Annotated in this window: 23 protein-coding genes and 1 pseudogene; 10 read left to right on the forward strand and 14 right to left on the reverse strand. The window is 61.4% G+C overall.

Annotation, left to right across the window (positions count from 1 at the left end):
• Positions 1-55: 55 nt before the first annotated feature.
• The 5 genes from ABRP64_RS06785 to ABRP64_RS06805 form a co-directional block, all read right to left on the reverse strand.
• Positions 56-157 carry a 30S ribosomal protein bS22 gene (locus ABRP64_RS06785; RefSeq protein WP_003855542.1) on the reverse strand — a complete coding sequence of 34 codons (102 nt, stop codon included), beginning with the start codon at positions 155-157 and terminating at the stop codon, positions 56-58.
• 276 nt (positions 158-433) lie between these two features.
• Positions 434-622, reverse strand: a complete 189-nt coding sequence (locus ABRP64_RS06790) for a helix-turn-helix domain-containing protein (protein ID WP_005276651.1) — start codon at positions 620-622, stop codon at positions 434-436.
• Between the two features lie 251 nt (positions 623-873).
• The gene (gene proC / locus ABRP64_RS06795) at positions 874-1,665 is read right to left on the reverse strand and encodes a pyrroline-5-carboxylate reductase (RefSeq protein WP_349865915.1); all 792 of its coding nucleotides are present in this window, start codon (positions 1,663-1,665) and stop codon (positions 874-876) included.
• 81 nt (positions 1,666-1,746) lie between these two features.
• Positions 1,747-2,967, reverse strand: coding sequence for an Rv0497 family membrane protein (locus tag ABRP64_RS06800; RefSeq protein WP_349865916.1), 1,221 nt, complete (start codon positions 2,965-2,967; stop codon positions 1,747-1,749).
• A gap of 9 nt (positions 2,968-2,976) precedes the next feature.
• Positions 2,977-3,906: a Ppx/GppA family phosphatase gene (locus ABRP64_RS06805; RefSeq protein WP_349836907.1), complete on the reverse strand. Its 930-nt coding sequence runs from the start codon at positions 3,904-3,906 to the stop codon at positions 2,977-2,979.
• 33 nt (positions 3,907-3,939) lie between these two features.
• Here ABRP64_RS06805 and ABRP64_RS06810 point away from each other — a divergent pair, with 33 nt between their 5' ends.
• A complete protein-coding gene (locus ABRP64_RS06810) occupies positions 3,940-4,839 on the forward strand; it encodes a DUF3109 family protein (protein WP_349865918.1) in 900 nt (299 codons plus the stop codon).
• Here the strand turns inward: ABRP64_RS06810 and ABRP64_RS06815 are convergent.
• From ABRP64_RS06815 to mshA, 4 genes are all read right to left on the reverse strand, one after another.
• On the reverse strand, positions 4,836-5,546 hold the full coding sequence (locus ABRP64_RS06815; protein WP_284770999.1) for a response regulator transcription factor: 711 nt from the start codon (positions 5,544-5,546) through the stop codon (positions 4,836-4,838). The genes ABRP64_RS06810 and ABRP64_RS06815 overlap by 4 nt on opposite strands.
• Positions 5,543-6,805 carry a sensor histidine kinase gene (locus ABRP64_RS06820; RefSeq protein WP_410755951.1) on the reverse strand — a complete coding sequence of 421 codons (1,263 nt, stop codon included), beginning with the start codon at positions 6,803-6,805 and terminating at the stop codon, positions 5,543-5,545. The genes ABRP64_RS06815 and ABRP64_RS06820 overlap by 4 nt, the downstream gene beginning before the upstream one ends.
• A 68-nt stretch (positions 6,806-6,873) precedes the next feature.
• Positions 6,874-7,620: a phosphoglyceromutase gene (locus tag ABRP64_RS06825; RefSeq protein ID WP_005276632.1), complete on the reverse strand. Its 747-nt coding sequence runs from the start codon at positions 7,618-7,620 to the stop codon at positions 6,874-6,876.
• 41 nt (positions 7,621-7,661) lie between these two features.
• The gene (gene mshA, locus ABRP64_RS06830) at positions 7,662-8,927 is read right to left on the reverse strand and encodes a D-inositol-3-phosphate glycosyltransferase (protein ID WP_284770997.1); all 1,266 of its coding nucleotides are present in this window, start codon (positions 8,925-8,927) and stop codon (positions 7,662-7,664) included.
• A 66-nt stretch (positions 8,928-8,993) separates the two neighbouring features.
• On the opposite strand from mshA, the gene ABRP64_RS06835 reads away from it, so the two are divergent.
• The 5 genes from ABRP64_RS06835 (at position 8,994) to ABRP64_RS06855 (ending at position 15,102) form a co-directional block, all read left to right on the forward strand.
• Positions 8,994-10,712 (forward strand): long-chain-fatty-acid--CoA ligase, encoded by a 1,719-nt coding sequence (locus ABRP64_RS06835; protein WP_284785372.1) that lies wholly within the window; start codon positions 8,994-8,996, stop codon positions 10,710-10,712.
• Positions 10,713-10,731: 19 nt separating this feature from the next.
• Positions 10,732-11,247, forward strand: a complete 516-nt coding sequence (locus tag ABRP64_RS06840) for a methylated-DNA--[protein]-cysteine S-methyltransferase (RefSeq protein ID WP_284785370.1) — start codon at positions 10,732-10,734, stop codon at positions 11,245-11,247.
• 70 nt (positions 11,248-11,317) lie between these two features.
• Positions 11,318-13,027: a long-chain-fatty-acid--CoA ligase gene (locus ABRP64_RS06845; RefSeq protein ID WP_349865920.1), complete on the forward strand. Its 1,710-nt coding sequence runs from the start codon at positions 11,318-11,320 to the stop codon at positions 13,025-13,027.
• Positions 13,028-13,038: 11 nt separating this feature from the next.
• Positions 13,039-14,556: an AMP-binding protein gene (locus tag ABRP64_RS06850; RefSeq protein WP_349865922.1), complete on the forward strand. Its 1,518-nt coding sequence runs from the start codon at positions 13,039-13,041 to the stop codon at positions 14,554-14,556.
• 69 nt (positions 14,557-14,625) lie between these two features.
• The gene (locus tag ABRP64_RS06855; protein ID WP_023025084.1) at positions 14,626-15,102 is read left to right on the forward strand and encodes an S-ribosylhomocysteine lyase; all 477 of its coding nucleotides are present in this window, start codon (positions 14,626-14,628) and stop codon (positions 15,100-15,102) included.
• A gap of 147 nt (positions 15,103-15,249) precedes the next feature.
• Here ABRP64_RS06855 and ABRP64_RS06860 read toward each other — a convergent pair whose 3' ends face one another.
• Positions 15,250-16,377 (reverse strand): UDP-N-acetylmuramate dehydrogenase, encoded by a 1,128-nt coding sequence (locus ABRP64_RS06860; protein ID WP_284770991.1) that lies wholly within the window; start codon positions 16,375-16,377, stop codon positions 15,250-15,252.
• Between the two features lie 24 nt (positions 16,378-16,401).
• Between ABRP64_RS06860 and ABRP64_RS06865 the strand changes: the two genes are divergently transcribed.
• Genes ABRP64_RS06865 through ABRP64_RS06875 form a run of 3 tightly spaced genes read left to right on the forward strand, consistent with a single transcriptional unit; the run spans position 16,402 to position 18,587 of the window.
• Positions 16,402-16,893 (forward strand): DUF2505 domain-containing protein, encoded by a 492-nt coding sequence (locus ABRP64_RS06865; protein ID WP_284770990.1) that lies wholly within the window; start codon positions 16,402-16,404, stop codon positions 16,891-16,893.
• Between the two features lie 31 nt (positions 16,894-16,924).
• A complete protein-coding gene (locus ABRP64_RS06870; protein ID WP_296089388.1) occupies positions 16,925-17,734 on the forward strand; it encodes a class I SAM-dependent methyltransferase in 810 nt (269 codons plus the stop codon).
• Positions 17,735-17,783: 49 nt separating this feature from the next.
• Complete coding sequence (locus ABRP64_RS06875; RefSeq protein WP_349865924.1) at positions 17,784-18,587, forward strand: LmeA family phospholipid-binding protein; 804 nt, start codon at positions 17,784-17,786, stop codon at positions 18,585-18,587.
• A 25-nt stretch (positions 18,588-18,612) separates the two neighbouring features.
• Here the strand turns inward: ABRP64_RS06875 and ABRP64_RS06880 are convergent, their stop codons facing one another.
• Genes ABRP64_RS06880 through ABRP64_RS06895 form a run of 4 tightly spaced genes read right to left on the reverse strand, consistent with a single transcriptional unit; the run spans position 18,613 to position 21,154 of the window.
• On the reverse strand, positions 18,613-19,056 hold the full coding sequence (locus tag ABRP64_RS06880) for a deoxyribose-phosphate aldolase (RefSeq protein WP_284770987.1): 444 nt from the start codon (positions 19,054-19,056) through the stop codon (positions 18,613-18,615).
• Positions 19,057-19,058: 2 nt separating this feature from the next.
• Complete coding sequence (locus ABRP64_RS06885; RefSeq protein ID WP_284770986.1) at positions 19,059-19,349, reverse strand: DUF2516 family protein; 291 nt, start codon at positions 19,347-19,349, stop codon at positions 19,059-19,061.
• A 5-nt stretch (positions 19,350-19,354) separates the two neighbouring features.
• On the reverse strand, positions 19,355-19,789 hold the full coding sequence (locus ABRP64_RS06890; RefSeq protein ID WP_126318144.1) for a CGLAU_01105 family protein: 435 nt from the start codon (positions 19,787-19,789) through the stop codon (positions 19,355-19,357).
• A 33-nt stretch (positions 19,790-19,822) separates the two neighbouring features.
• Positions 19,823-21,154: a DUF445 domain-containing protein gene (locus ABRP64_RS06895; RefSeq protein WP_349865926.1), complete on the reverse strand. Its 1,332-nt coding sequence runs from the start codon at positions 21,152-21,154 to the stop codon at positions 19,823-19,825.
• Between the two features lie 163 nt (positions 21,155-21,317).
• Between ABRP64_RS06895 and ABRP64_RS06900 the strand changes: the two are divergent.
• Positions 21,318-22,375: pseudogene (locus ABRP64_RS06900) on the forward strand (type IIL restriction-modification enzyme MmeI); the annotation flags it as partial.
• Positions 22,376-22,827 lie beyond the last annotated feature (452 nt).

Consider the following 22,827-nt stretch of genomic DNA (forward strand, 5'->3'; position numbering starts at 1 on the left):
AAAACCTCCGCCGCCGCGCTAAGGCACGGTGCGGAGGAATCCTAGGCTATTGGGTTTACTTACCCAACTTACGACGCTGCACGCGGGTGCGGCGCAGCATCTTGCGGTGCTTCTTCTTGGACATGCGCTTGCGGCGCTTCTTGATGACAGAACCCATAACAGGCGTCCTCACTTTCTTTTAGTACGTACTGTGAACCTGCCGGCGCCTGAAACGACAAAGGTGCACTCTTTGCCACCTTGGCCGCACATATGCGGGCCATCACGGCATGCCGACACGAATGCGATCCATCTTACCTAGTCCCCAGCGCGTCTCCAAAAGTGGCCCCGATGGCGACGCCGGCAAAAGGAAGCGCGCGGGAAAACGAGACAGCGCCCACCACCGCTGACCAAGAGTGGCCAACAGAAGTGGGCGCTGCCTTAAAGGCGCGAGAACCTACGCTCCGTAAACGGATGCCTCGAGGTACTCGTTAACGGCAGACTCGTGAACGCGGAAAGAGCGTCCGACGCGCACAGCCGGCATTTCGCCTGCGTGAACCAAACGGTAGACAGTCATCTTAGAGACGCGCATGATTTCGGCGACCTCCGCGATCGTCAGAAAGGTTCCTTTTTCTTCATTTGCCATAATTATCTAACCCTTCAGCTCGTTACGCGCTGTAGGCTTCCCCTCCCACAGGACTTCACGCACGTGCTCGTCCCAGCCTATCGTGAAACATGTGACTAATGCGACCCAAGTGCCAAATTTTTTCACAGCAGTTGTTCAGTTCACCGTCATAAGCGCTGCGTAACAACCGCCCCATGGCTCCCGTACGGCCCCCGCGTGGTGTGAGGTAACTACACCCCCACCACGGGGAACTGGCCGCATTAGGTGGGCTTCTAGCCCAGCTCCTTAGCCTTATCAGAGCACGCCTCGGCGGCGCGGTAGAACGCACCGCGCAGGCCGGACTCTTCCAGCTCGCGTACGGCCGCGGCAGTGGTGCCGCCTGGCGAGGTCACGCCTGCGCGCAGCTGCGTTGCCGAGCGGCCGGAGTTGGCCAACATATCGCCGGAGCCGGCAGCCGCCTGGGCGGCGAGCTTTTCGGCGATATCGCGGGGAAGGCCGAGCTGCACGCCGGCATCGACAAGCGCCTCTGCCACAAGGAAGAAGTAGGCCGGCGAGGAACCAGCCAGGGCGGTCACAGCGTCGATGTTTTTCTCTGGGATGACCGCGACCTCACCAACGGCCTCGAGCAGCTCTCTCACGCCCTGCATCTGGGCCTCAGTGACGTGCTCGCCGGCGGCGCAGGTGCACATGCCGCGGCGCACCAGCATCGGCGTATTGGGCATAACGCGCACGACCGGCACGCCCTCGCCCGCAGCGGCCTGCAGGGCCTCCAGCGTCAGCCCAGCTGCCATAGAGACCACCACGGCGTCCTTGGCTGGATTAATCTCACCCAGCAGGTCCAAGATGGCGTAAGGCTTGACGGACGCGAAGATATAGTCCGCGCCGTCCACCGCCTCGGCGTTATCCGTCGTGACATTAACGCCATAGTTGCTCTTGAGCTCTTCACCGCGGGAGGCTGTGCGGTTAGTCACCGTGATATCGGAAGCATTAAAGCCCGATTCCACAAGACCCGAGGTCAAAGCCTCACCGATTTGTCCTCCACCTAAAATTGCAATCTTTGTCATGGTCTCCACAATGCCAAAAATAACGCCACCCGGCTACCTCCACGAAGGAAGCAGCCGGGTGGTTCTCAGCAATTCGCCGGTTTAGAGCATGACCAAAAGCAGTGGGCCAAAGGTCAATATAAGGCCGGTAAGGCCCGCAAGGAACATGGAGAAGCCATCGCGGGCGGTGCGTAGCGCATGCGTAACTCCGACCATAATTGCGGTCACGCCGAGTGCCAAGATGGCCACAACGATGCGCGGGAAGTTATCCCAAAGAACTTCAAAGCCCTTGAAGATAACAATAGCCAAGACAATGCCCACGACCACCATGATGAGGATAGACATGGGGTTGAGCTTCTCGTGCTCTTCGGTAACTTCCTCGTCCCGCACCTGAGACAGCTCACCGGTATCGTCAGGCTTCTTCGCGGCCGCCACAGGCTTCTGCGCAGGCGCGGCGGCCTTGCCCTTGGTTCCAGCGTCCTTGGCGCCCGCTGCGGTGGCTGCAGCGGCACCTGTCCCGGCAGCGCCAGCTGCGCCCGCTGTTTCTTTAGCACTGGATTCAGCGGCATCAGCGGCGTCCTTCCGCTTGTCCTGCAAGGACTGCGACTTGCCGATGCGCTGCATCACCGCAGTGTCATCCGCGGATGGCTGATGGGACTTCTTCTCGGCGTCCTTTGCGCTCGCCTTGTCCTCCGGCTTCGACTGCGCAGGCTTCTTTTCCTCCTGCGCGTTTGCCTTCTGTGCTGGGGCAGGCTTAGCCGTCGGCTGCGAGGCGGACCCCGCTGCCGGCTTGGGAGAGGCGGTAGGCCCGCTCGGCTTGCCGTTCTGCTTCGGCGCCGGGGACGCGGTTGGGGTAGCCGCGGAAGGCTTCTCTGCAGCCGGCTTGGGTGAAGCGAATTGCGGCTGGGATGGCTTGGTTTGCGCAGGCTTACCGATGCCCGACTGACCCACGCCCTGCTTCGAGCCTTCCTGCGTGCCCGCGGCTGGCTTGCCCGCTGCAGGCTTGGAGCCGGTCGGCTTCGCCGCGGAACCGCTCGCCTGCTGGGCCTTGGACTCCGCGGCCTTGTTCTCAGCGGGCTGCTCATCCTTGGACTTCGGCGCGCGGATGACAGGGGCGTCATCGTCGATGGATACGTTGGTGTGCTTCGCCTCAGGCGGGGTGGACTTTACCTTCTTCAGGCTGCCGGTGAGCTCGGCAACGGATACGCCGCCCTCATCGAGGCTCCGCCGACGGCGGCGAGAGGTCTTCTCGTCTTTATCCGTGCGGTCCTTCTTATTGCGAGCCAGCAGCTCGGCCACGGTCAACTGTTTTTCGTCAGCCATGATCTCTTCCTATTCCAATCCCTTGTCGGTCCGGCGCAAAATAACACCTTCGCGCAGCGCCCATGGGCAGATTTCCAACTTCTCGATACCCAGAGCTCGCATGCTTGCCTCGGCAACCAAAGCGCCGGCGACGATTTGGTGCGATCGGTTCGAACTTACACCCTCAAGGTCCGCTCTGTCTGCTGCAGTCATGCGCGTGATGAATGAAATCAACTGGCGCAGGCCCGGTGCGGTCAAGGTGCGCTTGACGTATGGCCCTGCAGACGAGGGTGCTGCGCCGGTCAGCCGCGACAGGGTGCGGAAGGTTTTCGAGGTACCCACGGCCAGGCCGGCAGGACCCATCGCCTTCATCTGTGTGACGGCATCTTCAAGCTCCGCATCGATGAAATCGCGCAGCGCACTGACCTTCTTCTTCTCAGGCGGATCGGTATCGAACCAGTTGTGGGTCAGCCGCCCTGCGCCCAGATCGAGAGAGAAAGCCAGGTCAGGGTGTTCATCGGTACCGGTAGATAGCTCCAAGGAGCCACCGCCGATGTCCAGGTTGGTAATGCGCCCAGCGGACCAGCCGTACCAACGACGAGCCGCGAGGAAGGTAAGCTGCGCTTCTTCCACGCCCGTGAGGATCTGCAGGCGCACACCGGTCTGCTTTTCCACCTCATCGAGTACCGCTTCAGAGTTAGGGGCAGAGCGGACCGCGGAGGTCGCGAAGGCAATAAATTCGGAGCACCCGAGTTTTTCACCCAGCTCACTTGCCTCACCCACGGCGGACACGAGCTTTTTAAGCCCCTTTTCGTGGATGTTTCCCTTCTTATCCAGCTGTTCAACCAGCCGGAGTGGGGTCTTCCAATCGCTCATCGGAGTAGGCCGTCCCCCCATTGCGGCATCGACCGCAACGAGGTGGACGGTATTACTTCCAACGTCTAATACACCTAATCGCACACTAATAGCGTAGTAGGTCTACCGTGGTTAGGTGTGAATCGCCCAAAATCTGACACCGTTTACCTAGGTTTTCCCGCGAGCTCGCCAGCGGCGGCATCGATTAAAGCCGGGCGCGAAGAAGCCCCAGATTTTCCGCGGGAGTGGTTCGAATTTACCAACCCAAACGACCCTTACCATGTCTTTTCCATCGATCTCACGTGGGTGGAATCGCACTACAGCTGCCAATTTGGCACGTCGGCGTGCCGGGGCATCGATAAGAGCCAACCCTATGTGGGCTGCTGCGTGCACGGTGCATATATGGCCGATGAACAAGACCACGACCAGCTTTACGATGCCGTCTCCCGCATGCCCGCGCGCTATTGGCAGCTGCGCCCAGCGGGGGTAGATGAGTTCCTGGCGCAAGAAAAAACCAATGAGCTAGAGCCCTGGTTGGAATGGGACGAGCTCGATGGCGAGGACGGCGAACCGGAACCGGCGCTAAAAACGCCCATCGTGGATGGCGCCTGCATCTTTGCCAACCGCGCTGGCTGGGAAACAGGCACCGGCTGCGCGCTGCACCAATGGGCCGTCGATAGCGGCGAGGAGCTGACCGTGGTCAAGCCGGAGGTGTGCTGGCAGCTGCCGCTGCGGCGCTACGAGGATTATGAAGAACGCCCCGATGGGCAGGAGATTTTGCGCACCACCATCGGCGAATATGACCGCCGCGGTTGGGGAAATGGCGGCGAAGACTTTGATTGGTACTGCTCTACCGATGGCGCCTGCCACGCCAATCCGCTGCCGATGTGGCAATCGCACGAGGACGAGCTCGTCGCGCTCATGGGGCGCGAAAGCTACGATATTTTGGCTCAACAATGCCGTGCCCGCGCGGAAGCCGCCGAGCACGGCGTAAAGCTTAGCCAGCACCCAGCCAGTATCAAGGCCGGCTGGTATTAGAGCTCGAATTTATAGCCCAGCCCGCGCACCGTCACCAGGTGCTTCGGGCGGGAGGGGTGCTCCTCAATCTTGGTGCGCAGGCGCTTGATGTGCACGTCTAGCGTCTTGGTATCGCCCACGTAATCGGCACCCCAAATGCGATCGATGAGCTGGCCGCGGGTCAGCACGCGCCCGGCGTTGCGCAGGAGGTATTCCAGCAGGTCAAACTCCTTGAGCGGCATGGCCACAGGCTCGTCTGCCACGGTGACGATGTGGCGCTCCACATCCATCTTCACGCGGCCGCCGGACAGGATCTGCTCGTCTTCTGCCTCGGTGCTCTCCGCAGCATCCGCGTGGGAGGACCGATCGTTGCCGCGACGCAACACGGCCCGGATGCGGGCAATGAGCTCGCGGGAGGAATACGGTTTGGTGACGTAATCGTCCGCGCCCAGCTCCAGGCCCACGACCTTGTCGATTTCCGCATCGCGCGCGGTGACCATAATGACCGGCACGGAGGAGGTGGCGCGCAGCTGCTTGCACACGTCGGTGCCGGACATGCCGGGAAGCATAAGGTCAAGCAGCACGATGTCGATGTCATTATCGGCGAATTTCTCCAGCGCCGATGGGCCATCGAGGGCGATAATCGGCTCGAAGCCTTCCTTGCGGAGCAAGAATGCCAGCGGATCGGCCAGCGACTCTTCATCTTCCACGATGAGGATGGTGGTCATTGTGCTTTATCCTTTCGACGTGCTGCAACGCGTGCTACCGCACGCTGGAGCCCAGGAGCCGCCGCATCGACGGATTCCTTGTCTTCATTATCCTGCAAGTCAGCCTCGTGCGCTGGCTTCTCTTCCTTATATATGGGCAACTCGATGGTAAAAGTAGAGCCCGTGCCCGGGCGCGACCACAGCTTGATATTGCCCCCGTGGTTGGCCACCACGTGTTTGACAATTGCTAATCCTAAGCCAGTGCCTCCCGTCTGCCGCGACCGGGCTTGGTCAACGCGGAAAAAGCGCTCGAAGACGCGCTTATGATGCTCCGGTGGGATACCGATGCCACGGTCCGTCACCCGGATCAACACGACGTCCTCTCCCACCACTTTCTGTGAGACGGAGACCGGCAATTCCTCCGGCGAATAATTAATCGCGTTGGAAATGAGGTTAGACAGCGCCGTTACCAAGAGAGAACGGTCGCCTCTGATCTGCACGCCCTCGGAGGGACCTTGGGTCAGCCTGATGGAGCGCGCGTCTGCGGCGAGCTGATTGCGCGAAATCGCCTCGTCAATGAGATCGTCCACGTAAAGCGGTTGCATTTCCGGCAGCGCTTCGGCGCCCTGCAGCTTGGACAGCGAAATAAGCTCGCTGACCATATCCGCCATGCGGTTGGCCTCTTTTTGCACCTTGTTGCCGAAGTACTTCACGTGCTCCGGATCCTCGGGGTCTTGCAGCAGGGCCTCGGCCAGCAGTGCGATGCCACCCACCGGGGTTTTCAGCTCGTGGGAGACGTTAGCTACGAAATCGCGGCGCGCGGATTCCATGCGCACGTTTTCGCTCTCATCGGTGCCGTAGATGATGATAAAGCGGCCATCGTTAAGCGTCAGCGGCTTGATAACGGCCTTGACCTGAGTGACGCGGTGCCCAGTGCGGCGCTTGGGGATTGCCAGGTCCACGGTGCGGGTTTCCTTATCCTCGAAGACCTGCTCTGCGGTCTTCCAGATTTCCGGATTGACGGCGCGATCGTGGACCACGGACATCTCGTGCGCCGCGGGATTGGACAGGATGATTTCCTGATTCCTATCGAGCACCGTCAGCGCCGTAGGAGAGCCCTGGACCGCGAGGTGCAGGCCTTGGCTCACGTTGGTGACCTGGTTTGCCTGGGCGTCGCTGGCGCGCTGGCGGCGTGCCATACGCTCGCGCACCCGGGAAATTAATGGCAGCGCCACCGCGCAGGCAAGCACGCCCGCGAGAAAGACAAAAATTAATTCCACGTGATTAAGCCTAATCATTAGAAAGTCCCCAGGGAGCACCTCCCCGGGGACTTATATGCAGTAGCGGGTTACTTGCCACCCTGCGCGGCAACGGCAGCGGCCCCGGCCTCGGCGGCCTCTGGGTCCAGGTAGGTGCCGCCCTCGTTGACCACGGAGCCATCCTCCGCAATCTCGTAAACCAGCGGGATACCGGTCGGGATATTCAGCCCGGCGATGTCATCATCGGAAATGCCATCGAGGTGCTTGACCAACGCGCGCAGGGAGTTGCCGTGCGCTGCAATCATGACGGACTCGCCCTTCTTAGCCCGCGGCAGAATCTCTTCCTCGAAATAAGGCACGAAGCGCTCGACTACGTCCTTCAGGCACTCCGTCTGTGGGACCTTGTCCAGGTCCGCGTAGCGGGGGTCGTTTGCCTGGGAGTACTCGGCGTCATCGGCAAGCTCGGGCGGGCGCGTGTCATAGGAACGGCGCCATGCCATGAACTGGTCCTCGCCGTATTCTTCCTTGGTCTCGGCCTTGTTCAAGCCCTGCAGCGCACCGTAGTGGCGCTCATTGAGGCGCCAGTCACGAATGACCGGGATCCAGTGGCGGTCGGCCGCATCCAGCGCGATATTGGCGGTGCGGATGGCGCGGCGCAGCAAGGAGGTGTACAGCACGTTGGGCAGGATGCCTTCTTGCGCGAGCAGCTCGCCGCCGCGCTTGGCCTCTGCCTCACCCTTTTCTGTCAGATCAACATCGACCCAACCAGTAAATTGGTTGGATTCATTCCAGGTGGATTGGCCATGGCGAAGAAGAATCAGTTTTCCGTTAGTCATGCCTCCAGCATGCCACGAAACCGCCCGGCGCGTCAGTGAAGCTAGTCTCCCTTCGCCCGACGTTGGTGGCAGTCCGGCACGGGAATCTGCCGGGCTTCGTCATAAATTTCCGTCAGCTCTCGGGCCGTGTTGGTCCAACTAAATCGCGCGGCATGCGCGACGGCGGCCTCGCCCATGGCGATGCGCCGGGCGTCATCATCAAGCAGCTGGCTCAAGGAATCCGCCCAGTCCTTCGGATCGTGGGACGGCACCAGCAGCCCGGTCTCGCCATCGACGACGGCGATGGGCAGCCCACCCACTGCCGCGGCGACGACCGGCGTGCCAGAGGCCTGAGCCTCGAGCGCCACCAGACCAAAAGACTCGTTGTAGCTGGGCACCGCCACGATATCCGCGGCGCGGTACACACCTACCAGCTCCTCGGGTGGGCGGGGTCCTAAAAAGCGCACGCGCTTTTGCACGCCCAACTCCCGCGCCAATTCCCTATACGCCTCCGGCGAGGCATTGGCCCCGGATGGCCCGCCGCAGATGAGCACCCTAAAATCGCGGGTGGGCTCGCGGTGGCACAGCTCGGCGGCGGTGCGGATAAGAACTTCGGGCCCCTTGAATTTCTGTAGCCGCCCCACAAAGGCCACGACCTTGGTATGCAACGGGATGCCCAGCTCGCGGCGGGAACGCTCAGTGTTGCGGTCGGTACCTGGGGTGAATAGCCCCACGTCAGCACCTGGGGAGACCACGCGGATGATATCGCGCTCGGCATCGTAGTGCTCCGCCAGATCGCGGGCTTCCTGATCGGTATTGACCACCAGGAGATCGGCATTATCCACCAATTGCTGCTCGCAGATGCGCCGCGCCTCTGATTCCACGGTGTCCTCGGCGGTGCGGTAAGCGTTTTTCACCGCTGCCAAGGTGTGGGCGGTGTGGACGAGGGGGATGCCCCATAGATCGCGAAGCAGCCATCCCACTTGGCCGGAAAGCCAGTAATGGGAGTGAATAAGGTCATATTTTTTGCCCTGCCACTTGGCAAATTGCATTACGCCGCCGGAAAAAGCTGCCAGCTGGGTAGGTAGATCTTCTTTTTCTAGCCCCTCAAAGGGACCGGCCACGATGTTGATCACCCGCAGGTTGGGGGCCACTTCCACGATTTCTTTGTGGCTGGGGCGGGTAGCGCGGGTATAGACATCCACCTCGACACCAAGCTGGGCTAATTGGCAGGCAATATTTAAAACGTAGACGTTCATTCCGCCGGCATCCCCGGAGCCAGGCTGCTCAATGGGGGAAGTATGCATAGAAATCATGGCGATGCGCATGGTAACTCATCTTAGCGGCGCTATACTGACCCCTGCCAACAACCTACGCTACCGAAAGGTCACGCATTGTCCGCTTATGAATCAAAGGCATGGCTCCAGTATTACCCGGAGTGGACGCCGCATAGCCTCGACTATGGCAACACCACCCTGTTGGACCTGTTTGACAATAACCTCAAGGTCAATGGCGATAAGTCAGCCACGTATTTCTTTGGACGCAGCCAAAACTATTCCGAGCTGGACCGCCAAGTGCGCGCCGCCGCAGCCGGCCTGAAGGCCTTTGGCGTGCGCCCCGGTGACCGCGTAGCCATCGTTGCCCCCAATAGCCCGCAGTACATCGCGGCCTTTTATGCCATCTTGAAGCTCGGCGCCCAGGTTGTGCTGCACAACCCGCTTTATACCGCCCACGAGCTGGAGGGTCTGTTCCAGGATCACGGCGCGCGCATCGCCATCGCCTGGGACAAGGCCGCCCCCACCCTGGAGAAGCTGCGGGCTACCACCAACCTGGAAACGGTCGTGTCCATCAACATGATCAACGCCATGCCCACCCTGCAGCGCGCCGCGCTGCGCCTGCCGCTTCCCCCGCTCAAGGCCAAGCGCGAGCAGCTTTCTGCCCCGGCACCAAATACCGTGCCGTGGGAGGCGCTGATTGGTGATGCCATCGGTGGCAACGGCAGCGATATTAAGACGCCGGAGGACATTGATAAGGACACCATCGCGCTGGTGATGTACACCTCCGGTACGACCGGCGCACCCAAGGGCGCGATGCTCTCGCACGGCAACCTCGTATCCAACCTGCTCCAGGGCAAGGCGTGGGTGCCAGGCTTAGGCGATAAGCCAGAGCGCATGCTCGCCGCCCTGCCCTTCTTCCACGCGTATGGACTGACCATGAACGTCACCTTGGCCCAGCTCATCGGCGGCGAATTGGTCATTCTCCCCGTGCCGCAGATCCCGCTCATCATGCAGCTGATGAAGAAGCACACCCCGACCTGGGTCCCGGGCGTTCCTACCTTGTACGAGCGCATCGTCAAGGCCGCCGAGGAGCAAGAAGTACCCATCAAGGGCGTGCGAGCAGCCTTCTCCGGCGCATCCACCCTGCCTTCTGAGACCGTCAATAAGTGGGAAAACGCCACCGGTGGCCTGCTCGTAGAGGGCTATGGCCTAACCGAGTGCTCGCCAATCATCGTAGGTAACCCCATGAGCACTGACCGACGCCCCGGCTACGTGGGCATTCCCTTCCCGGATACCGAGGTGCGCATCGCCAACCCCGATAACCTGGATGAAACCCAGCCGGACGGCGTTGAGGGCGAAGTGCTGGCCCGCGGCCCGCAGATTTTCAAGGGCTACCTCAATAACCAGGAAGCCACCGATACCGCCTTCCACGGTGACTGGTTCCGCACCGGTGACATGGGCATCATGGAAGAAGACGGCTTCATCCGCCTGGTCAGCCGCATCAAGGAAATCATCATCACCGGCGGCTTCAACGTCTACCCAGGCGAGGTCGAAGAAATCCTGCGCGAGCACCCCAGCGTCGACGACGCCGCCGTGGTGGGCCGCCCGCGCGAGGACGGCTCCGAAGACGTCGTGGCCTGTCTCGATCTTGCCGATGGCGCCGCGCTCGACCCCGAAGGCCTCAAGGAGTACTGCCGCGAGCGCCTGACCCGCTACAAGGTCCCACGCACCTTCTACCACTTCGAGGAACTGGCCAAGGACCAAATGGGCAAGATCCGCCGCCGCGAGGTACAAGAAGACCTCATCAACCGCCTCGAAGCAGAGAAGAACTCCTAAAACACCTAGAGTTCACACCATGTTGCGCACCATCGATACCCCCATCGGCCCGCTACTGTTGACCGCAGATGCGGACGGGCTGTCCCGTGTCGACTTCGTCGCGATCCAGTCGGGTCGCGACGAGGAAAGCAGAGGTAGCGACGGAGCCGACAAGACTCGCGGCGGGGACAATGGGGGCATCGACAAGCGCGGTGCACACATCCTAGATGTGGCGCAGGAGCAGCTCGCGGAGTATTTCGCTGGGCGCCGCCGCGAATTCGACCTGCCGCTTAATCCGGCACCGACGACCGAATTCCGCGCCCAAATTCATGCGCAACTCGACACCATCGGCTACGGCGAGGTCTCAAGCTATGGCGAGCTCGCCGCCGCCGTGGGGCGTCCCGCTGCTACCCGGGCGGTCGGCACCGCCTGCGGCGCCAATCCCCTGCCGATCATTCGGCCTTGCCACCGCGTGCTGCGCAGCGATGGAACGCTCGGTGGCTATGCCGGCGGCCTGGATATCAAGCGTTTTTTGCTGACACTCGAAGAAAACTAGAGGATTTCCTCACGTTCTGGGTATACTCGCCCTTTGTAATATTTTTCTTTACCAAACGAAAGGGTAGCGCGTGTCTGCATACGAATCCCGGGCCTGGATTAAGCACTACAGCGACTGGACCCCCGCCACGCTTGATTATGGCGATAAAACCATCGTTGACTACTACGTCAATAACCTCCGCATCAATGGGAATAAGTCCGCTACCTACTTCTTTGGCAATACGCAGAACTACGCGGAGCTAGACGCACAGGTGCGCGCAGCCGCCGCGGGCCTTAAGGCCTTTGGCATTCGGCCTGGCGATAGGGTCGCCATCGTCATGCCCAACTGCCCCCAACACGTGGTGGCGTTTTATGCCATCCAGCTGCTGGGAGCCACCGCGGTAGAGCACAATCCCCTCTACACCGCTCACGAACTCGAGGGGCTTTTCCAGGACCACGGCGCGCGCGTGGTCATCGCCTGGGATAAAACCGCCACCACCTTGGAAAAGATTCGCGCCACCACCCCGCTGGAGACCATCATGTCCGTCAACATGATCGACGCGATGCCACCACTCAAGCGCCTCGCGCTCCGGATTCCCCTACCGCCGTTGGCCGCCAAGCGCGAGCAACTGACCGGCGCGGCCCCGAATACCGTGGCCTGGTCCACGCTTATCGGTTCTGCCATCGGCGGCGACGGCAAGGACCTCGAGATTGCCAAGGTCACGCAGGACGATATCGCGCTTATCCTCTACACCTCCGGCACCACCGGCAAGCCCAAGGGCGCGTTACTTTCGCACGGCAACCTCATCGCCAACTGCGTGCAGGGCGAGGCTTGGCTGACGAATATGGACGCCACCGAGCAGCGCTTCCTCGCCGCCTTGCCGCTCTTCCACGCCTACGGCATGACCACGCTGTGCGTGCTCAGCATCTACTTCGGCGCCGAGCTGATCTTGGTTCCGTCCCCGCAGATGCCGCTCATCATGGACATCATTAAGAAGCACACTCCCACTTGGCTGCCGGGCGTGCCCACGTTGTACGAGAAGATCATGGACGCCGCCGAGGACAAGGGCGTGGATCTCGCCGGCATCAGCAACGCGTTCTCTGGCGCCGCTACCCTGCCGGTTGACGTGATGGAGCGCTGGGAATCCATGACCGGCGGCCGCCTCGTGGAGGGCTTCGGCATGACCGAGACCTCCCCCGTGCTTATTGGCAACCCCATGAACGGCAACCGCCGCCCGGGCTATGTGGGCCTGCCCTTTCCCGATACCGAGGTGCGCATTGGCAACCCGGATAACCTCGATGAAACCCAGCCAGATGGCGAGCCGGGCGAGATGCTGGCTCGCGGGCCGCAGATTTTCCAGGGCTATTTCAATAACGAAAAGGCCACCGAGGAGTCCTTCCACAACGGCTGGTTCCGCACCGGCGATATGGCCACCATGGATGAGGACGGCTGGGTCAAGCTGGTTAGCCGCATCAAGGAAATCATCATCACCGGCGGCTTTAACGTCTACCCGGCCGAAGTCGAAGAGGTGGTGCGCAAGCACCCAGATGTCAAGGAGGTCGCCGTGGTGGGCCGCCCGCGCAAGGATGGCTCCGAGGACGTCGTCGCCTGTCTCATCCTGCGCGATGGCGCCGTTTTGGACCCAGAAGGCCTCAAATCCTTCTGCCGCGAGCGCCTGACCCGCTACAAGGTTCCGCGCACCTTCTACCACTTTGAGGAGCTGGCTTCGGACCAGCTGGGCAAGGTCCGCCGCCGCATGGTGCAGCAGGATCTCCTCGATCTCCTCAAACAGAAGGCTTAGTATTAACCACCATGTCAGACCTCGAGTACGAAGCCACGCTGACGGATTTCCTCGCCACCGCAGTAGCCAACTTCCCCGACCGTCCCGCCACATTTTTCGGCGGCGAGACCTTGAGCTACGCGGAGCTGGATACCCGCATCGCCGCTGCCGCCGGCGCCCTGCGGGAGATGGGAATCCGCCCCGGCGACCGGGTAGCGCTGGTCTTGCCCAACTCCCCGCAGCACCTCATTGCCTTTTTCGCGGTGCTGCGCCTGGGCGCGGTCGTAGTCGAACATAACCCTCAGTACACCGCCCACGAGCTGGCCCCGCTCTTTGCCCACCACGGCGCCAGCATCGCCCTGGTCTGGGATCAGGTCACCGCCGTGGTCGATGGCCTGGCCAGCACGGTGATCCCCGTGTCTTTGGAGGTGCACCTTCCCCTCTCCGGCGCCCCAGTTCCCCACCGCCAGGCCGCGCTTGCCGATGCCGCACTTATCCTCTACACCTCCGGCACCACCGGCCAGCCTAAGGGCGTGGTGCTCACGCACCACAACCTCGCCGCCAATTGCATCCAATTGGAGGCCCAGGTCGATCTGCGCCCCGGCCACGAGCGCTTCCTCGCCACGCTGCCGATGTTCCACTCCTATGGACTGACCATGAGCGTCTTGCTCGCGATGCGCTGCGCCGCCGAGATCGTCCTGCTGCCTTCCCCGCGCCCCGCGGCCGTGGTCAGCGCCTTGGCACAGCGCCGCCCGACGTGGATGCCGGGTGTTCCCACCATTTATGAGCGCGCCATGAACGAGCAGGCCGCTGAACCAGCCGCGGACCTGGGCGGAGTACGCTACGCCATTTCCGGGGCTGCATCGCTGCCCGCGCGCATCATCGAGCCCTGGCAAGACCGCACCGGCGGCATGCTCGTCGAAGGCTACGGGCTCACCGAGGCCTCACCCGTGCTGACCATTAACCCGCTTGGTGAGGGGCGGCGCGTGGGGACCATCGGCAAGCCGCTTGCCGATACCGACCTGCGCATCGGGGATCCGGGTGACCTGGACCGCAGCCAACCCGATGGCACGCCCGGTGAGATCCTCGCCCGCGGGCCCCAAGTTTTTGCGGGCTATCTCGATAATCCCACCGCCACGCGGGAGGCATTCCACGGCGAGTGGCTGCGCACCGGCGATATGGGGGTGCGCGAGGCCGATGGCCATTTCCGGCTGGTGGGCCGGATTAAAGAGGTCATCATCACCGGTGGGTTTAACGTCTTTCCCAGCGAGGTGGAACATGCACTGTTGAGCCACCCCGCGGTGGGCCAAGCAGCGGTGGCAGGCGTCCCGCGCGCCGATGGTTCCGAGGACGTTGCCGCCTGCCTGGTGCTCCACCCCGGCGCCACCTTCGATGCGGAAGCGCTGCGCGAGCACTGCCGCGGCCTCCTGGCCCGCTATAAGGTCCCGCGCCATTTCGTGGTGCGGGAGGAATTGCCCACCGATCAGCTAGGCAAGCTGCGCCGCCGCCAGGTGCAGGACATCTTGGTGGCGGAGGTTTCTTCCCGCTAACTCGCGGCGCGCATTCGGCTGAAGAATCTATTCTGTGAAGTGACACTCGCAGCGATTAGGCTGGGGAGTATGACTGAACAGAACCAAGAAAAGATTAACGTCAAGTCCTTCGAGCTCGACCACCGCCTCGTCAGCGCGCCATATATCCGCGTGGCTGACCGCACCGATTTGGGCGGCGGCGTGGAAATTATCAAGTATGACCTGCGCTTCTGCCAGCCCAATAAGGAGCACTTGGACACGGAGGCGCTGCACTCCGTGGAGCACATGATGGCCAACTTTATGCGCAATTACACCGATAAGCTCATCGGCTTTGCACCTATGGGCTGCCGCACCGGTTTCTATGCCATCACCAACGGCATGGAGCAGGATGAATTGCTGCGCGCCGTTGAGGGCGCGCTGAACGATATCCTTACCGCCACCGAGGTTCCCGCCGCCAACGAAGAGCAGTGCGGTTGGGGCGCGCACCACAGCTTGAAGGGCGCGCAGGATGCGGCCCGCAAGTTCTTGGACGCCAAGCCGGAGTGGCTCGAGGTCATGGCTGCCTAAGACTGCGCCGGGGCGGCTTTTGCGCCGCCCGTGCTGCCTGTGCCGGCCACAAGCAACGATTACGTCCAAAACAACCGCGTTTCGTCAAAAATGAGGACGAATTTTAGAAGAACGCGGTTGTTTTGGACGTTTTTATATGCGTGCGGCCTAGTCTTCGTCCATGGATACGCCCAGCCACACCGGCTCGGGCACGAGCTCGACGCCGAAGGCTTCGCGCACGCCGTCGCGGATCGTGCGGGCCAGCGCGACGATGTCTGCGGCGGTCGCGTTTCCGCGGTTGGTCAGCGCCAGGGTGTGCTTGGTGGACAGCGTTGCTGGGCCGGAGCCGGGGTAGCCCTTTGTGAATCCTGCGTTATCGATAAGCCAGGCTGCCGAAAGCTTTTCGTGCGGGGACGGTTCGCCCTGTGCTGAAGCGGTGGCGGGATGGCGGGGCATGCGGTCGGCGAGGGCATCGCCAAGCGTGGCGCGCACCTTGTCCTGGACGGCATCAGCGACGCTGGACTCGACCACGGGGTTGGTGAAAAAGGAGCCGGCAGACCAGGTGTCGTGGTCGGCGGCATCAAGCACCATGCCCTTGCCGCGGCGCAGCGCGAGGACCTCTTCGCGGACCTGGGCGACGGGGCGGCGCTCGCCGGGGGCATCGGTAAGCTGCCCAAAGCGCAGTGGGCGCGACAGCCCATCGGTGGTCAATTGCAATTCGACCTCGAGCACCACCGCGCGGCCGGTGAATTTCAGGTTGGAGTAGCGGTAGGCCAGATCAAGATCGGAGACGGGAACCCACTCATCGGCATCGGTGCGCAGGTTATACAGGCGCACGCGGGTCAAGACCTCAGAAATCTCGGCTCCATAGGCACCCACGTTTTGCACGGGCACCGCGCCCACCGTGCCGGGAATGCCGGAAAGGCACTCGATGCCGCCCAGGGACTGTGCCACGGATTCCGCCACGACCTCGTCCCATACCGCACCGGCTTGGGCGCGCACGAGGCCAGTCTCGGTATCCATGTCCACCACGGCAAAGTCGAGGACGACGGCGACCACGTCTACCTCGCCATCAGAAACCAACAGGTTGGAACCGCCGCCGACCACGATGAAAGGAACTTTTTCTTTCTCGAGGTACCGCAGTGCTGCAACCGCTGCTTCAGGCCGCGAACAACGCAACGTGACCCGCGGCTTTCCCCCCACGCGCAAGGTGGTGAGATCGGCAAAGCTCGCCGTGGGATCCACGTCTACGCCGTCGATTGCTGTGAGTTGTTGCGTAAAAAATTTATCAAGCACGTATACCAAGGTAGTCTGTTAAGCATGTCAACTCGTAGTGAAAACACCGTAACCATCAATCAGCCTATCGACATGGTTCACAAGGCGCTGCTCACCCAGGGGTACTGGGAGTACATCGTGGCAAACCTTTCCCCTGAGGCAGGCCAGGTTCACGATTTCTCCGATAACGTAGCAACTCTCTACGAGGTCCTGCCGACCAACCTCTTGCCAGAGGCAGTGCGCGCCATGGTCTCGCAGGACCTCAAGGTCAAGCGCGTGGTCACCGTGGGCGAGCTCAACGGCCAGGCCGCTGACGTCAACTACACCGCAGACGTCAAGGGCACCCCGGTGGACTTCAAGGGCGAGATTTCCCTGGCCGGCGAGGGCGAGATGACCAAGCTGACCTACACCAACGAGATCTCCGTCAAGATCCCGATGATGGGCGCAGCCATCGAGCCAAAGGTGGGCGAATCCCTGGCAGAGCTCTTTGATAACGAGGGCAAGCTGACCGAACAGTGGATTTCTGACAACTCCTAAGGCACTCACCCCTTAGAATTCCTTCACGCCCATGGCCGACCACGCTCATAACCTGCGCGCCAGCGCAGCAGCGGGTCGGCCTTTTGGCGTTATTACCCGCGGCACCACCAACTACAACCGGCTGCGGCGCTGCGATAGGTGGATAGTAGCCCACCCGGAGATTTCGGCCCTGCTGCGCCACGTGCGCACCCCGCTCGCGCTCGACGTGGGCTACGGCGTCTCCCATACCACCACCGTGGAGTGGGCGCGGTGGCTGCGCCGCATCAACCCCCGCGTGGATGTGCGCGGGTTGGAAATCCACCCGGACAGGGTACTGCCGCCGCGCGATGGCGTCCGCTTTGAGCTGGGCGGATTTGAGCTCGCTGACTACCGGCCGCAGGTGGTGCGCGCCTTTAATGTGCTGCGCCAATACGACGTAGACCAGGTTGCGGAGGCGTGGCAGACGGTGTGCTCACGCTTGGCCCCCGGCGGGTTCTTCGTGGAGGGTACCTGCGATGAACTGGGCCGGCGCGCGGCGTGGATCCTGCTCGATCAGCATGGCCCAAAGACGTTGACGCTCGCGTGGGATCCCTTCGACGTTGCTCGGCCTTCCGATGTGGCCGAGCGCCTGCCCAAGGTGCTCATCCACCGCAACGTGCCCGGCGAGCCCATCCACGAGCTCCTGCAGGCCGCCGATAGGGCTTGGGATCGCGCCGCCGGGTGGGCCCCGCACGGCCCGCGGGTGCGGTGGCGCATGGCACACGCCCTGCTTGCCGATGCCCCCTTCAACCTCCACCCTCCCCGCCGCCGGCTGCGCGATAATACGCTCACTGTGAGCTGGGAGAGCATCGCACCCCGCTAATATCCAGCACACATTGCCACCGGCCGCCTCATGCGCCACACTGGTAGTCATGGCTGCAAAGAAATCGGGCGGATCGCTCGCGTGGAAAACTGTCGTAGGCGTCCTCGTAGCGCTCCTTGTTATCATCCTCATCGCCGAGTTTGGCCTACGCTGGTTCATTGGTAATCAGATGACCGAGGAGTTTAAAAATAGCGCCAAGGAAGAAGGCATCGAGGTCACGGAAGATCCCTCTGTAAGCTTTGGCGGCAGCCCCCTCCTCTTTGGCCTGCTGCGCGGCTCGATTTCCCAAATGGATATGACCACGCCGTCGACCCTGCAGATCGAAGGATCGCAGATCAAGGGGCAACCCGCCTCTGAAATCCACGTGGAAGACATGTCGACGGATACCGATAACCCAGTAGCCGGTTTCCTCCGCGCCACCACCACCGTTCCGGATGACTATCTGCTGGCCAGCTTCCAAAAAGGAATCTCAGACCAATCCGGTAGCGAAACCATTGGAAATATGGTGGTCACTGAAATCACCGCGAATGACCAGAGCGACGAGCTGGAGGTGAAATTTGGCGGCGGTTTGGCCAGCCTTTCGCTCAAGCCCACCGCCCGCGACGGCAAGCTGGAGATCAATGCCACCGAGGCCGCAATCTTTGGGCTGTCGCTGCCTGAGCAGGCCACCAGCGCCATTTCTGATGCCCTGCAGGACGGCATGTCCGAGCAGCTCGTTGCCAATGACATGCAGGTCGAATCCGTGGACGTGGGGGATGGCAAGCTCACGCTGACCATCACCGGTACCGATGTCCCGATGAACGATATGGACCACTTCTCCGGCGAAAGCGGCGAACAGAAGAAGGCCGCCTAACACCGTCGCCGCAGAAGCACCCGACCTAGGGAGCGGGAAATTCTACGACGGGCAGCGAGCTGGACAGCTCGCTGCCTTTTTCTATGACGATCTTGTGAAAACCGGCCTGGGCGGCAGCGGTTTCCGCGAGGGACCGCGCCGGTTCTGTCTCCGGCAGGATGAGGCCCACGCGGGCCGGGTCTGGGCAGGCCTCGCGGATGGCGACGAGCTCGGCGAGGATAGGGGTGGCATCGGCAAGCGTGGCATCAACGCTGACCCACACCTCGTCCGCGCCGGACTGGATGGCTAGGCGGGCCTCAGAGGCCTTGATGAGCGTGTGGTGCCGGCCAGTGGGATAGCCCGCCACGGCGGTAATGCCCGCCGGCTCTGCCGCCGCCGCCACCGTCACGTGGTGCGGCGAGACCAGCACATGCTGCCCAGCGGCCTGCTCCCTGACCTCGGCGGCGGAAGCGTGCAGGAGATTTTTCATGCTTAGTAGCTGTAGTCGCCGTTGATGATGGCCTTGAGCTGCGGGCGCACGTCAAACCAGTAGATGCCGGTGATGACCGTGCCAATCCACGCCAAAATTTGCAGGCCGGTAGCCATCGCTACCGCCGAGCCCGCAAGCAGGCCTACCCATACCCATTTACCTTTGCGGTCGCCGGCCCGAAACGCATCCTCGCGCGTCGATGCCGCGAGTACTGCCCCGATGATGGCGGTAATGGTCAGGACCTGGAAGAAGTAGATGGGAAAATTATAGGCAATGTCAAGTAAGAGGTACATGCAAATTAATTCGTGGGTTCGTCGGTATCGATAACTTCGCCATCGATAATATTATCGTCCTTGTCCGCAGCAGCGGAATTGCCGTTCTTGGGCGCGTTCTTCTTCTCGTTCACGCGCTCCTGGGCATAGTCATACGCGTCCTTCACGCCCTCGCGGGTTTCCTGGTACGCATCCGCGAACTTGTCCTTGGCCTCAGAGAAAGCCTCCGAGTCGCGGGTTTCTTCCGCAGCCTTCTTAATGGACGCGCCCCACTGCTTGGCGGTAGTGGTGGCCTTATCCAGCATGCCGTCGTTCTCGCCCTGTGGGCCCTGCGCACCTGCGCCCTGCGCACCCTGATTCTCGCGCTCTTCCTGCAGGCGGCCACCGAAATCCTTGGCGGTATTCAGCGCGGACGCGCCAGCTTCCTTCAGGGAATCAAAAAGCTTCTTCTTCTCAGTCATGAAAACCTCCGTGTGATGAATTATTCCGGCGCATTAGGCGCCGAAAATGAGATGATTAACAGCATATATGGCCAAGCCTGCCAGAGAGCCGACGATCGTGCCGTTAAGGCGAATAAATTGCAGATCCTTACCCACCATCAGCTCGATATTCTGCGAGGCCTCCTGCGCATCCCAGCGCTTGATGGTCTCCGGGATGATCGCGATGATCTCCGGGGCGAATTTCTCCACCGCGTAGCGCGCGGCCTTGTCCACAAGGTCATTGGCTTGGGCCAAGAACTCGGAATCCTCGAGCAAACGGTGCGCCAATTCCTTCACCTTGGCCGTCATCTTCTGCCGCAGGAAAGACTCCGGGTCATTGAACTGATCAATCAGCGTGGTGGAAATCGTGCGCCACATCGCCGCCGGCGCCTGCTGCACCTGATAAGAGGCGAGCATCTCTTGCTTGATGTTCTCGATGCGCTCGCGCATATCGGCATCCCATTGCAAGTCCGCAGCCAGCTTGGACAGGTTGCGGCGAATGGCCAGGCGGGCCTCGTGGTTGCCATCGCGGCGGACTTCCTCGGCGAAATTAACGAACTCGCTATAGACCTTGTCCCCCACCATCTCGCGGGCAAAACGCGGCGCCCACCCGGGCATGCGCTCATCGATGGCCGTGACCACCGTCGATTCCATGCCGAGAATCTTCTTGTGCGCCCAGTCAATGAGGTCATCCTCCAGCGGGCGCGCCTTGCCGTCCGCGATATAGCCCTCCAGCAACCGGCCCAACGGCGGGCCCCACTCCGGCTCCGCCAGGCGGTCCATGACCTGGGTGCGGATGAACTGCTCTGCCTCAGCAGGGTCGAGGTCCTCCACCACGCTGGCGGCGCGCTGGCCAATCCATTCGGAGACTTCCTCTGCCTTGCCGGGTTCTGCCCCCTGGCGCGCCAGCCACAGCGGCAGCTCCGCATCCCGCACCTTGGCGCTCAGTGCATCCGCGGTCAGGAAATTCTCCTCTACGAAGTCCTTCAGCGCATCGCCCACGCGGTCCTTATTATTCGGAATCAACGCCGTGTGCGGGATGGGCAGGCCCATCGGCCGGCGGAATAGCGCAGTCACCGCGAACCAGTCCGCCAGACCACCGACCATGCCTGCCTCCGCCGCCGCACGCACGTAGCCGACCCACACCGGGGCCCCGCTTTCCGATGCCTGCCACCACGAGCACCCCAAAAAGATCACCGCCGCCAGCAAAAGCAGCGACAGCGCAATTGCCTTCCACCGCCGCAGGTCCGCCCGGCGCGCCTCCTGGTTGCCGGCCTGCGGCACACCGGTGCCTGACGATGCCGGCTCCCTCGCCGTATCGAGCCCTGCGTCCGAGCGGTGCGTCATGTGTTCTCCTTGGGGATTGTGAAGGTGCATTCGAGCTTCGGTCTATAACACTAGTGGGCATTGCGGGGACGCAAGGTAGCTGGCTTGGCTAAAATCGATCTTTAGCTTTTCAAACCACTGAAATGCACTTCCCAGTGGCGTAGATCGACGAAGGACGATTCAGGTGGCACGACTCAACCTCAAAGCAATCGAAGAACGCATCAAGCCCCTTGCCGGGCAAGATGACTATGACCGCGAGTTCATCTTTGATCTCATGCTCGCATACGGCCGCTCCAAGGGTAATATCACGCGTCTGCGCAATGGCTCGCTCAACATTGCTGAGGATCCCGAGCACGAGGTAGCCCAGAAAAACATCGTCTACTTCCGTGAGACCACCGGCGATCTTCTTGAAGAACTTGAATGCCTGCGTGTGTCCCCCACGGTGGTGAAGTTTGCCACCCGCTTTGTCATCGTCACCGATTACACGGAGATGATCGCGTACGACCTGAAGACTAGGGAGAACCGTACGTTCCCTCTGCGCGAAATTGACCAGCATTTCACCTTCTTCTTACCTTGGGCCGGCATGGAAAAGGCCCAGTACACCGCCGAATCCCACGCGGATGTCAAAGCTGCGGAGAAGATGGGCACGCTATTCGATGAGCTCGCTTCCGCCAACCCCAGCATCATGAAAGACCCCGAACAGCGGCACGGTCTGAACGTATTTTTCACCCGTCTGCTGTTTTGTTACTTCGCCGAAGACACCGGAATCTTTGGTGAGAATCAGTTCACCAACGCGGTAGGCTCGCACACGCTGGAAGATGGCTCCGACACCGCCGATTTCATCCGCGACATGTTTGCCGCCTTGGATGAACCAGACCCGACGAAAAAGCCCAGCCACTTGGCGGACTTCCCTTATGTCAACGGCCGTCTCTTCCGCGCCGACGCCCACCTGACGGTGCCGCGCTTTCCCCCAAAGCCCGTGAGATGCTCATCGAGCTCGGCCGCCAGATTTGGCTCAACATCAACCCAGACATCTTCGGCTCCATGTTCCAGGCAGTCGTTGCACCAGGCAAGCGCTCCAACTTGGGCCAGCACTACACTTCAGTGCCCAACATCCTCAAGACCATCGAGCCACTATTTATGGATGATCTCAAAGAGGAGTTCGACAAAGCCTACGACAGCACCAACAAGTTAGATAAGCTTCTCAACCGCATCGCCCGCATCAAGGTCTTCGACCCAGCCTTTATGCGCAAATCAAGTCTCTCATGCGAGAACCAAGTCCTAGCGGCAATAGCCGCTTAGCATGAAGGGCGATGACTCTAGCTACGTAAACAGTCCATGGATTGTGTTCTTGGACGAACTACCCATACACCTGCCGTATCCCTCCACTGACCTTGAAATGAGCCTAGTCATGCAGAACTTTTCTCAGGCCTCTACAGAACTTGTTTCCAACCTGCACAAGATCGAATCAGAACTTAACCTCGACAAGCGCACCAGTGCGGAAGATCAACTTAAGGTTCCAATTCACAATTTTCTAACTGAGGGGCCCGACCCCCGGAAAGTGGACACATCGGGGGCTAGCTATGCTGCTGTGGTCAGTATAGCCGAAGACTTGGTTTCAAAGACATCAGGAGCTACGAGATTGCACCAGGAGTGCCGCCTGCGCGTGTTGTAGCGCATGCACCACCGGAAGA

It is taken from the genome of Corynebacterium sp. KPL4015, assembly GCF_040225725.1.
GTDB classification, from domain to species: domain Bacteria; phylum Actinomycetota; class Actinomycetes; order Mycobacteriales; family Mycobacteriaceae; genus Corynebacterium; species Corynebacterium rhinophilum.

What these genes read in the sequence shown, in the direction of transcription:
- ABRP64_RS06785 (WP_003855542.1), bottom strand. Translation starts at nt 157, where the DNA reads ATGGGTTCTGTCATCAAGAAGCGCCGCAAGCGCATGTCCAAGAAGAAG.
- ABRP64_RS06790 (WP_005276651.1), bottom strand. Translation starts at nt 622, where the DNA reads ATGGCAAATGAAGAAAAAGGAACCTTTCTGACGATCGCGGAGGTCGCC.
- proC (WP_349865915.1), bottom strand. Translation starts at nt 1,665, where the DNA reads ATGACAAAGATTGCAATTTTAGGTGGAGGACAAATCGGTGAGGCTTTG.
- ABRP64_RS06800 (WP_349865916.1), bottom strand. Translation starts at nt 2,967, where the DNA reads ATGGCTGACGAAAAACAGTTGACCGTGGCCGAGCTGCTGGCTCGCAAT.
- ABRP64_RS06815 (WP_284770999.1), bottom strand. Translation starts at nt 5,546, where the DNA reads ATGACCACCATCCTCATCGTGGAAGATGAAGAGTCGCTGGCCGATCCG.
- ABRP64_RS06825 (WP_005276632.1), bottom strand. Translation starts at nt 7,620, where the DNA reads ATGACTAACGGAAAACTGATTCTTCTTCGCCATGGCCAATCCACCTGG.
- mshA (WP_284770997.1), bottom strand. Translation starts at nt 8,927, where the DNA reads ATGCGCATCGCCATGATTTCTATGCATACTTCCCCCATTGAGCAGCCT.
- ABRP64_RS06840 (WP_284785370.1), top strand. Translation starts at nt 10,732, where the DNA reads ATGTTGCGCACCATCGATACCCCCATCGGCCCGCTACTGTTGACCGCA.
- ABRP64_RS06850 (WP_349865922.1), top strand. Translation starts at nt 13,039, where the DNA reads ATGTCAGACCTCGAGTACGAAGCCACGCTGACGGATTTCCTCGCCACC.
- ABRP64_RS06855 (WP_023025084.1), top strand. Translation starts at nt 14,626, where the DNA reads ATGACTGAACAGAACCAAGAAAAGATTAACGTCAAGTCCTTCGAGCTC.
- ABRP64_RS06865 (WP_284770990.1), top strand. Translation starts at nt 16,402, where the DNA reads ATGTCAACTCGTAGTGAAAACACCGTAACCATCAATCAGCCTATCGAC.
- ABRP64_RS06870 (WP_296089388.1), top strand. Translation starts at nt 16,925, where the DNA reads ATGGCCGACCACGCTCATAACCTGCGCGCCAGCGCAGCAGCGGGTCGG.
- ABRP64_RS06875 (WP_349865924.1), top strand. Translation starts at nt 17,784, where the DNA reads ATGGCTGCAAAGAAATCGGGCGGATCGCTCGCGTGGAAAACTGTCGTA.
- ABRP64_RS06880 (WP_284770987.1), bottom strand. Translation starts at nt 19,056, where the DNA reads ATGAAAAATCTCCTGCACGCTTCCGCCGCCGAGGTCAGGGAGCAGGCC.
- ABRP64_RS06885 (WP_284770986.1), bottom strand. Translation starts at nt 19,349, where the DNA reads ATGTACCTCTTACTTGACATTGCCTATAATTTTCCCATCTACTTCTTC.
- ABRP64_RS06890 (WP_126318144.1), bottom strand. Translation starts at nt 19,789, where the DNA reads ATGACTGAGAAGAAGAAGCTTTTTGATTCCCTGAAGGAAGCTGGCGCG.
- ABRP64_RS06895 (WP_349865926.1), bottom strand. Translation starts at nt 21,154, where the DNA reads ATGACGCACCGCTCGGACGCAGGGCTCGATACGGCGAGGGAGCCGGCA.